The sequence below is a fragment of the Gordonia sp. 852002-10350_SCH5691597 genome (assembly GCF_001665715.1).
GTDB classification, from domain to species: Bacteria; Actinomycetota; Actinomycetes; order Mycobacteriales; family Mycobacteriaceae; genus Gordonia; species Gordonia sputi.
Genome location: NZ_LZMO01000164.1, coordinates 1 through 10539 on the forward strand (window position 1 = coordinate 1; position 10539 = coordinate 10539).

General features: G+C 65.5%; 5 protein-coding genes. 3 read left to right on the top strand and 2 right to left on the bottom strand.

Translation table 11 applies throughout. The features are described 5' to 3' along the window. Positions 1-260: 260 nt before the first annotated feature. A complete protein-coding gene (locus tag A5777_RS11905; protein WP_064862795.1) occupies positions 261-2396 on the top strand; it encodes a DUF2254 family protein in 2136 nt (711 codons plus the stop codon). Here A5777_RS11905 and A5777_RS11910 read toward each other — a convergent pair. After that, the gene (locus tag A5777_RS11910) at positions 2363-3721 is read right to left on the bottom strand and encodes a sensor histidine kinase (RefSeq protein WP_156529359.1); all 1359 of its coding nucleotides are present in this window, start codon (positions 3719-3721) and stop codon (positions 2363-2365) included. The two genes, A5777_RS11905 and A5777_RS11910, sit on opposite strands and share 34 nt — an antisense overlap. Further along, on the bottom strand, positions 3718-4356 hold the full coding sequence (locus tag A5777_RS11915) for a response regulator (protein WP_064862796.1): 639 nt from the start codon (positions 4354-4356) through the stop codon (positions 3718-3720). The genes A5777_RS11910 and A5777_RS11915 overlap by 4 nt, the downstream gene beginning before the upstream one ends. A 325-nt stretch (positions 4357-4681) precedes the next feature. Here A5777_RS11915 and gltB point away from each other — a divergent pair, with 325 nt between their 5' ends. Beyond that, positions 4682-9265: a glutamate synthase large subunit gene (gene gltB / locus A5777_RS11920; protein ID WP_064862797.1), complete on the top strand. Its 4584-nt coding sequence runs from the start codon at positions 4682-4684 to the stop codon at positions 9263-9265. Next, a partial coding sequence (locus A5777_RS11925; protein ID WP_064862798.1) for a glutamate synthase subunit beta occupies positions 9258-10539 on the top strand: 1282 nt, incomplete at its 3' end. The genes gltB and A5777_RS11925, both read left to right, overlap by 8 nt.

Below are 10539 nucleotides of genomic sequence, written 5' to 3' on the forward strand. Positions count from 1 at the left end.
CACAGCCGTCGACACCGACCGGCACGAGCAGCATCTCGCCCGCTCAGCCGTCGACTCCAACCGGTAGCGGCACCGTCACACCAGCGAGCCACGCCGCCGCGTGACCTGCCCCGATACGACCCACTCGGATACGACGACGAGGTCCGCGACCACACCGGTTGCGGGCCTCGTCGTCGTTGCTGATCTGGCCGTTTTACCGACTGCCCACCGGTAGGCTCACTCCATCGATACGGTGCGCGCGCCCGGCCGAGGGCACTGAGATGACCTGGTTCCACAACTCGATCGTGGAGGCCGGTCGTCTTCCCCTGTTCTTGTTCTTGATTGCATTCATTGCGACGTTCGTCTTCATCCGGATCAGCGTTCGCCTGATTCGTGCGGGAGTGCGCTGGTGGCCGGGAAATGTAGCGCCAGGCGGACTCCACCTGCACCACGAGTTCTTCGGCGTGATCGTCATGGTGCTCTCGGGATTCGGTCTTGTCGCGATCTCTCGCTTCGACACCCCGATCGCAGACTGCGTGCTCGCGGCTCTCTTCGGAATCGGCTGTGCCCTTGTCCTCGACGAGTTCGCGCTCATCCTGCATCTGCGAGACGTGTACTGGGAGAAGGAGGGTCGGGCGTCGGTCGACGCGGTATTCGTCGCCATCGCGATAGGCGCGTTGTTCCTGATGGGCTTTCGGCCGCTCGACCTGACCTCGGCAGCCGACGAGTTCCGCGATGATCCGAACGTGACGGCGCGGATCGTTGTGGTACTCGGGATCGTGGTGAACGTCGTGTTGGCCGCGATCACTCTCGCCAAGGGCAAGCTGTGGACCGGGCTGGTCGGCATGTTCTTTCCGGTTCTCCTCGTGGTCGGCGCCATTCGTGTTGCGCGGCCTGCGTCACCCTGGGCGCGTTGGTTCTACCGCAGCCGAGAAGGCAAGTACGACAAAGCGGTACGGCGCGAACAACGCCTTCGGGAACCGCTCATCCGATGGAAGATCGTTGTGCAGGAAGCGCTCGCGGGCCGATTCGGGGTCCCCGACCTGCCACCGACCGCGGTGCCCGACGTTGTTGCGGCCGTTCCGGGTGGCGTCGCACTTCCGAGTAGAGCCGCGACGGCCTTGCGTTGGCGTCGGGTGCGACGTCGACTGCGTGTGGTCCCCACCTGGCGGCTGCCGGTGATCCTCGTGCTGCTCGCGATCATCGCGGCCCTGTTGTGCATCACGATCGACGAGAACATCGGTCTCGACGTCGACTCGGGAACCCTTGCGACCGTGCTCGGCGTGATCGCCGGGGCCACAGCCACTTTGACGGGCCTCGTATTCACCGCGGTGACGCTCGCGATGCAGTTCGGGGCGTCACAGATCTCGGTCCGCGTCATCCCCATGCTGCAGCGCGAGCCTGTGATGCGCTGGTCTGTCGGCTTCTTCCTTGCCACATTCGTGTTCAGCGTGATGGTGGCGATGGATCTCGCACTGACCGGCCCCGACGACGGGACACCCGGCGCCTCGACCGCGATCGCGGCCTTTCTGACGGTGGTGTCGGCGATCTTGTTCGTCGCGTTGGTCAGTAAGGTCGGCGCGGTTCTCAACGTTGCGCAGTTGATGCGGTGGATCGCTGCGGACGGACGTGGGTCGATCCGTCGGCTGTACCCGGAGAAGTCGCTCGAGACCCAGGCGCCGGACGTGGCGCCCGCGCCCGACACCGCACTCGGCGAAGAGCCACGTCACGTGATCATGTTGCGCGAGATAGGTTCTCGAGGGCGGGTGCTGCTCGCGGTGAACGTACCGATGCTGGAACGCTACGCGGCGGCGTGGGGCGTGAGATTCGATCTGCTGGTGATGGTCGGCGACAACGTGCCGCACAACGTCGGCGTGATCGCTGTGGTCGGAACGCCGCGAGGCGGGCCGGTGCCCGAGCATAAGGTATTGCGGTGCTTGCTCTTCGGCGATATGCATCAGCCGTCGGTGAGTCCTGTTGCAGCGCTGCAGGCCATTTCCGATATCGCCCTCAAGGCGATCTCGACTGCGGGCAATGATCCGAGCACGGTGGTGTTGGCGCTCGACCACATCGAGGACATGCTGCTGATGCTCGCGCCGCGGGTCCACGCCGACGCGGTTCGACGCTCACCCGCCGTGCGCGGCTATCGACGTACGTGGGCGGATTATGTCGCGATCGGCACCGACGAGATCCGCAGGCACAGTCACGGCCAGGCGCAGGTGCATCGACGACTACGTGCGCTCTACGAGACCGTTGCGTCACAGTGCAGCGCGGATCAGCAGCCGCCGATCGTCGAACGTCTTGCGGCACTGGACGAACAGGTCGAGCTCGATTGGCCGATAGGCCTCGACCGTCGGCTCGCGGAGCGTCCAGACCGGCAGGGTTACGGCTCGGAGCGGGGGTCGACGTTCGACTGAGCACGCGCTCCGACATCGACCACAGGGACCTCGGCGATCGCGGCCGTCCCGCCGCCGGGACGTCGGGTGACGGTCAGCAAGCCGCCCTGCTGCTCGAGGCGCACCCGACGCGAGACGAGTCCGATGTGTCCCTCGGCGACACGGCGATCGAGCGTCGACTCGTCGACGCCGCGCCCGTCGTCGACAACAATCACCCGGGCTGTGCCGTCGTCGAATTCGACTGAGAGTTCGACGGCATGGGCGTCGGCATGCTTGACCACGTTGGTCAGCAGCTCGCGTGCGGTTGCGAACAGCATGGGATCGGACGTGGTGCGCAGATCGCTCGGCCAGCCGACGGTGTCCACCGAGATCGTCAGCGGGCCGCGCTGTTCGACCGATGCCGCGAGGTCGGTGACCGCCGCGGCGAGTCCTCCCTGTTCGAGTACGGCGGGATGGAGTTCACCCAACGTCGAGCGCAGCAGCCTCGACGCCTCGCGCAGCGCTGTGTCGACCCGTGCGAGAGCGTCGGGATCGGTGCCGTCGCGCGCCGCATCGAGTTCCTGCCGCGCGCCGAGCACGTACTGCAACGCGCCGTCGTGGAGATGCTCGGCGAGGTCGCGACGCTCGCGTTCCTCGATGCGGACAGTCTCGTCGAGAAGTCGAGCACGTTGTGCCGCAAGAGATCCGATAGTCGACACGCGTGAACGCTGAACGGTCGAGAGCATCACACTGCCCAATGCGAGGATCGCGACGACAAGCGTGCGCATCGCGATCAACGACCACGGTTCGCCGTTGGGGACACGGGCCAGAGCGCTCGCGAGGAAGTAGACGACGACGGTCGGGATCACCACCAGCGCACAGACTCTGGGGCGCAGTTGCGTCGCTGCGATCATCGGAATGGCCACGAATCCGTTGACGAGTACATCCGAGGTCCAACTGACCTGATCGGAACGACTCGCCACGACGATCAGGACGATGAGGACCGCGAGGTCGACAAACAAAGCGAGCCAGGCGAATCGGATCATGCCCACTCGGATTCGGGAGGCCGCCAGCACGCCCGCGAGACACCAGACGGCGTAGAGCACCGCGACCACGATGCAGAACGCGGCACCGTCGGCCGGTGGATCGAGGAGCACGGTTGCCAGCACGAAGACGGAGAGCAACATGCGTAGCACGACCTGCACTCGGACACCGAGAAGTGCGTGATCGATCAGGATCTCGGAGATGCGCGGCTCGTCGATCAGCTCCGTCAGGCCGAGCTGCGGTGCCTGCCCGTCCGGGTTGCCCGAGCGTCCACAGCCCAGGCGTCCGTAGCCCAGTCGTCGCGGCCATGAGGGTCGAGTCATTCGAGAAGTCCGCGACGCATCGCCTCGGCGACGGCGGCAGCGCGATCAGACACCCCGAGCTTCTCGTATAGGTGTTGCGCATGTGTTTTGACGGTCGACGCCCCGATGAAGAGCTCGTCTGCGACCTGCGGGATCGACAGGCCGCGGGCAAAGCCTTCGAGTACCTGGCGTTCGCGCTCGCTGAGCGCCGGGCCGTCGTTGCGCGCGTGCGACCTGATCTCACCGACGAGCCCGGCGGCCAACTCCGAGGGGACCACCGTCTCGCCCTTGGCAACCCGCGTGACGGCTCCGACGATCTCGTCGCGGCTCGATTCCTTGCTCAGATACCCCGCCGCACCTTTCTCGAGCGCAGCGAAGACGATGGGCGCGTCGGTGACAGCGGAGAGAACCAGGACCCGCGTCCGGAGCCCGTCCCTGGTGACCGCGTGCGCGACATCGACTCCGGTCAGCCCCGGCATCTGGTAGTCGACGACGGCCACATCCGGCAGCTCGCCGCGGATGAGTTCGAGGCCGGACGGGCCGTCGCCCGCTTCGCCCACCACGCGTACGCGGCCACTGTGGGTGAGTCCGCGGGAGATGCCATCCCGGAAGAACGGATGGTCGTCGATCACCACAGCAGTCACCAGCGATTCCACCGACTCAGGATAGGGGTTCGACGCCTTGTTCGTGGTGCGTAGCCTGCGCAATCGGCGGCGATGTGGTAGCCGGATTTCAATACTGGGCACCCACCGTGAGAAAATATTCGACAATGCTCAAGAAGCAGTGGGGTGTCAGCGCGATCGTAGGGTCGGCGCACCCCCGCCAGCAACGGCGCTGGCACGAGGCAGCCACCGAGTGATCACAGGATCAGCCCAGGTCAGCCCACGACGAGGGTGGATCCTGTTGGCTCGGTAGGACTGCTGTCAACGACGAAACGGGTGACAGCTCTGCGCAACGTCGCGCACCTAGTGAGGCGAATACATGAAGCACGCTCCAGGCCCCATTGGGCTCTATGACCCGGCCAACGAACACGACGCGTGCGGTGTTGCGTTTGTTGTCGACATGCATGGTCGTCGCAGCCGCGACATCGTGGACAAGGCGATCACCGCGCTGATCAACCTCGAGCATCGTGGTGCTGCGGGCGCAGAGCCGAACACCGGCGACGGTGCCGGAATCATGATCCAGGTCCCCGACCGCTTCCTGCGTGAGGTTGTCGACTTCGAACTGCCCGCCGAGGGCAGCTACGCGACCGGTATCGCCTTCCTGCCGCAGGGCTCGAACGACGCCGCGACCGCCGCCGAGGGCGTCGAGAAGATCATCGAGTCCGAGGGTCTCACCGTGCTCGGCTGGCGCGAGGTGCCCACCAACGAGAACGGACTCGGTGCTCTCGCACGCGACGCGATGCCGACCTTCCGTCAGGTGTTCCTCGCCGGTGCGTCGGGCATGGAGCTCGAGCGCAAGGCATTCGTCGTGCGCAAGCGTGTTCAGCACGAGCTCGGCAACAAGGGCGCCGGCGCTGACGGCCCCGGCCGCGAGACCGTCTACTTCCCGAGCCTGTCGGGCACGACCTTCGTCTACAAGGGCATGCTCACCACCCCGCAGCTGCGGGAGTTCTACCTCGACCTGCAGGACTCGCGGGTGGAGAGCGCGCTGGGCCTCGTGCACTCGCGCTTCTCGACCAACACCTTCCCGTCGTGGCCGCTTGCGCATCCGTTCCGCCGCGTCGCGCACAACGGTGAGATCAACACCGTCACCGGCAACGAGAACTGGATGCGTGCCCGTGAGGCACTGATCGACACCTCGCTGTTCGGCGACGGCGCAGCGCAGAAGATCTTCCCGGTGTGTACGCCAGGCGCATCCGACACGGCACGCTTCGACGAGGTGCTCGAGATGCTGCATCTCGGCGGCCGCAGCCTGCCGCACGCGGTGTTGATGATGATCCCCGAGGCGTGGGAACGCCAGGAGGCGATGAAGCCTGGGCATCGCGCCTTCTACGAGTACCACGCGGCCCTCATGGAGCCGTGGGACGGACCGGCATCGGTGTGCTTCACCGACGGCACCGTCGTCGGAGCGGTGCTCGACCGAAACGGCCTGCGGCCCAGCCGAATCTGGGTCACCAAGGACGGCCTCGTCGTGATGGCCTCCGAGGTCGGTGTGCTCGACATCGACCAGGCCGACGTCGTGCAGAAGCTGCGCCTGCAGCCGGGCCGCATGTTCCTCGTCGACACGGCCGCGGGCCGCATCGTCGACGACGAGGAGATCAAGGACGAACTCGCCGCAGAGCATCCGTACGCGGAGTGGCTCGAGAAGGGGCTCGTCCACATCGACAACGTCAAGGCGTTGCCGCACGAGCACATGTCCCACCACCGGGTCACGCTGCGTCAGTTGGTGTTCGGTTACACCACCGAGGAGCTCAACCTGCTGGTCGCGCCGATGGCGAAGACCGGCGCCGAAGCCATCGGATCGATGGGCACCGACACGCCGATCGCGGTGTTGTCGGCGCGCCCGCGGATGCTGTTCGACTACTTCCAGCAGCTCTTCGCGCAGGTCACCAACCCGCCGCTCGACGCAATCCGCGAGGAGATCGTCACCAGCATCGGCGGAACCATCGGGTCCGAAGCCGATCTGCTGCACCCGGGCCCCGAGTCATGCCGCCAGATCGCGCTTCCCTCACCGGTGATCGACAACGACACCCTCGCCAAGTTGGTCCGGATCAACGAGGACGACGCGCTGCCCGACTTCCGCAGCATCCAGATCCACGGCCTCTATCCGGTCGCCGACGGTGGTGTCGGGTTGCGCAAGGCGCTCGACGAGATCCGTGCCAAGGTCAGTGCTGCCATCGACGACGGCGTGAGCCTCGTCGTGCTCAGCGACCGCGAGTCCGACGAGACGCTCGCACCGATCCCGTCGTTGCTGCTGACGGCTGCGGTTCACCACCACCTGGTCCGCGAGCGCAAGCGCACGCGCGTCGGCCTCATCGTCGAATCGGGTGATTGCCGCGAGGTCCACCACGTCGCCACGTTGGTGGGATTCGGTGCGGCAGCGGTCAATCCGTACATGGCATTCGAATCGATCGAGGACATGGTCGAGCGCGGAGTGCTCGGCGACATCGACTTCGAGACCGCCCGCAACAACTACGTCAAGGCCGCGGGCAAGGGCGTGCTCAAGGTGATGAGCAAGATGGGCATCTCCACGGTGGCCTCGTACACCGGCGCGCAGCTCTTCCAGGTGATCGGTCTCGACCAGGACACCGTCGACGAGTTCTTCAGCGGGATGAACAGCCAGCTCGGAGGCGTCGGACTCGACGAGATCGCCGCCGACGTCGCGACGCGACATGCCTTGGCGTTCAACGAGCGTCCGTCCGAGCGCGCACACCGCGAGCTCCCGGTCGGTGGCGAGTACCAGTGGCGGCGCGAGGGTGAGTACCACCTGTTCAACCCCGACACCGTGTTCAAGCTCCAGCACTCCACACGCACCGGGCAGTACAAGGTGTTCAAGGAGTACACCAAGATGGTCGACGACCAGTCGGCCCGAATGGCAACTCTGCGTGGACTGTTCGACTTCAACTTCGGCGATCGTGACCCGATCCCGATCGACAAGGTCGAGCCCGCGAGCGAGATCGTCAAGCGCTTCTCGACGGGCGCGATGAGCTTCGGTTCGATCTCGGCCGAGGCGCACGAGACCTTGGCGATCGCCATGAACCGACTCGGCGGACGGTCGAATTCCGGTGAGGGCGGCGAAGATCCGCGTCGTTTCCATCACGACGAGAACGGCGACTGGCGTCGCAGTGCGATCAAGCAGGTCGCGTCGGGACGCTTCGGTGTCACCTCGCACTACCTGAGCAACTGCACCGACATCCAGATCAAGATGGCGCAGGGCGCGAAACCCGGTGAGGGTGGCCAGCTTCCGCCGCACAAGGTGTACCCGTGGGTAGCCGAGGTGCGCGGCTCGACGCCGGGCGTCGGCCTCATCTCGCCGCCACCGCACCACGACATCTACTCGATCGAGGATCTCGCCCAGCTGATCCACGACCTGAAGAACGCCAATCCGCAAGCGCGCGTACACGTCAAGCTCGTCAGTGAGCTCGGCGTCGGAACGGTCGCCGCGGGTGTGTCGAAGGCACACGCCGACGTCGTGCTGATCTCCGGCCACGACGGCGGTACCGGCGCGTCGCCGCTGACGTCGTTGAAGCATGCCGGTGCCCCCTGGGAGATCGGTCTCGCCGAGACGCAGCAGACCTTGCTGCTCAACGGACTTCGCGATCGGATCTCGGTGCAGGTCGACGGTCAGCTCAAGACCGGCCGCGACGTGGTGATCGGTGCACTGCTCGGAGCCGAGGAGTTCGGCTTCGCGACGGCGCCTCTCGTCGTCTCCGGTTGCGTCATGATGCGCGTCTGCCATCTCGACACCTGCCCGGTCGGCGTCGCCACCCAGAATCCGCTGCTGCGTGAGCGTTTCACCGGCAAGCCGGAGTTCGTCGAGAACTTCTTCATGTTCATCGCAGAAGAGGTACGCGAGCTGCTTGCTCGCCTCGGGTTCCGCACGCTGCAGGAGGCCGTCGGCCACGTCGAGGCTCTCGACACGACAAAGGCACTCGCACACTGGAAGTCGTCGAAGGCGGGCAAGCTCGATCTGTCGCCGATTCTGTCGACGCCCGAATCGCCGTTCATGAACCAGGATCTGTACTGCTCCGGCGTGCAGGACCACGGTCTGGAGAAGGCGCTCGACCAGCAGCTCATCGCGCAGAGTCGTGAGGCGATCGATCACGGCACCAGGGTGTCGTTCACGTCAAAGATCACCAACGTGAACCGCACCGTCGGAACGATGCTCGGCCACGAGGTCACCAAGACGCATGGCGCGCAGGGGCTTCCCGAGGGAACGATCATCATCGACTTCGAGGGTTCTGCGGGCAACAGCTTCGGTGCGTTCGTGCCGAAGGGCATCACGCTTCGACTCGAGGGCGATGCCAACGACTTCGTCGGCAAGGGTCTCTCGGGTGGACGCATCGTGGTGCGTCCGCCGGCGAATACGCCGGAAGGCTTTGTCGCAGAAGACAACATCATCGCCGGAAATGTGATCGGCTTCGGTGCCACAAAGGGGAAGATCTTCCTGCGCGGCGTCGTCGGCGAGCGTTTCTGCGTGCGTAACTCCGGTGCCGCAGCGGTGGTCGAGGGCGTCGGCGATCACGGCTGCGAGTACATGACCGGTGGACGCGTGGTGGTGCTCGGTGACACCGGACGTAACTTCGCGGCTGGTATGTCGGGCGGTATCGCCTACGTGTACGACCCCGAGAACAAGCTGGGTACCAACCTGAACCCCGAACTCGTCGACCTCGAACCACTCGACGACGAAGACATCGAGTTCTTGTCCGGCATCATCGGTGAGCATCGCGGCGAGACGGCATCGCCGGTCGCCGCGGCGATACTTGCCGATTGGGAGAACACCCAGCAGGCGTTCGCCAAGGTCATGCCACGCGATTTCAAGCGTGTGCTGGCCGCGATCGACGCCGCAGAGAAGTCCGGACGAGACGTGAACGAAGCGATCATGGAGGCCGCACGTGGCTGACCCCAGAGGATTCCTCAAGCACACCGAGCGTGAACTGCCCGAGCGTCGGCCGGTCGACCTGCGGTTGATGGACTGGAAAGAGGTCTACAACGATTTCGACAAGTCGGAGCTGCAGACCCAGGCCAGCCGCTGCATGGACTGCGGTATCCCGTTCTGCCACAACGGTTGTCCGCTGGGCAACCTGATCCCGGAGTGGAACGACCTGGTCTACCGGGATCAGTGGAGAGAAGGCATCGAGCGCCTGCACGCGACCAACAACTTCCCGGAGTTCACAGGGCGTCTGTGCCCAGCGCCGTGCGAGGCGTCGTGCGTGCTCGGTATCAATCAGCCCGCGGTGACCATCAAGCAGGTCGAGGTGGAGCTGATCGACAACGCCTTCGACAGCGGCTGGGTGCAGCCCGTGCTGCCGACCGAGCGCACCGGCAAGTCGGTTGCGGTTGTCGGTTCGGGTCCCGCGGGACTCGCTGCGGCGCAACAGCTCACGCGTGCGGGCCACACGGTTTACGTGTACGAGCGCGCTGATCGGATCGGCGGACTGCTGCGCTACGGCATCCCCGAGTTCAAGATGGAGAAGCGCCACATCGACCGTCGTCTCGAGCAGATGAGGGCCGAGGGCACCGTCTTCCGTACCGGTGTGAACGTCGGCGTCGACATCACCGTCGCGCAGCTTCGTCAGGACTTCGACGCCGTCGTGCTCGCGATGGGTTCGACGATCGGTCGCGATCTGCCGATTCCGGGCCGCGAGCTCGACGGCATCCACCAGGCGATGGAGTTTTTGCCGCAGGCCAACCGAATTCAGCTCGGCGACACCGTCGACGGGCAGATCAGCGCCAAGGGCAAGAAGGTCGTCATCATCGGCGGCGGCGACACCGGCGCCGACTGCCTCGGCACGTCGCTGCGTCAGGGCGCTGAGGTTGTGCACCAGTTCGAGATCATGCCCAAGCCGCCGACCGAGCGGGCCGAGTCGACCCCGTGGCCGACGTACCCGCTGATGTATCGCGTGTCGTCTGCCCACGAAGAGGGCGGCGAGCGTGTCTTCTCGGTCAACACCGAGCAGTTCACCGGCGAGAACGGCAAGGTCACCGCGCTCAAGGCGCACGAGGTTGCCATGCGTGACGGTCGATTCGAGAAGGTCGAGGGCTCAGACTTCGAGCTCGAGTGCGATCTGGTGCTGTTGGCCATGGGCTTCGTCGGCCCTGAGCGCGTCGACCTGCTCGACAAGCTGGGCGTCGAATACGACCAGCGCGGCAACATCAAGCGCGACAACGACTTCG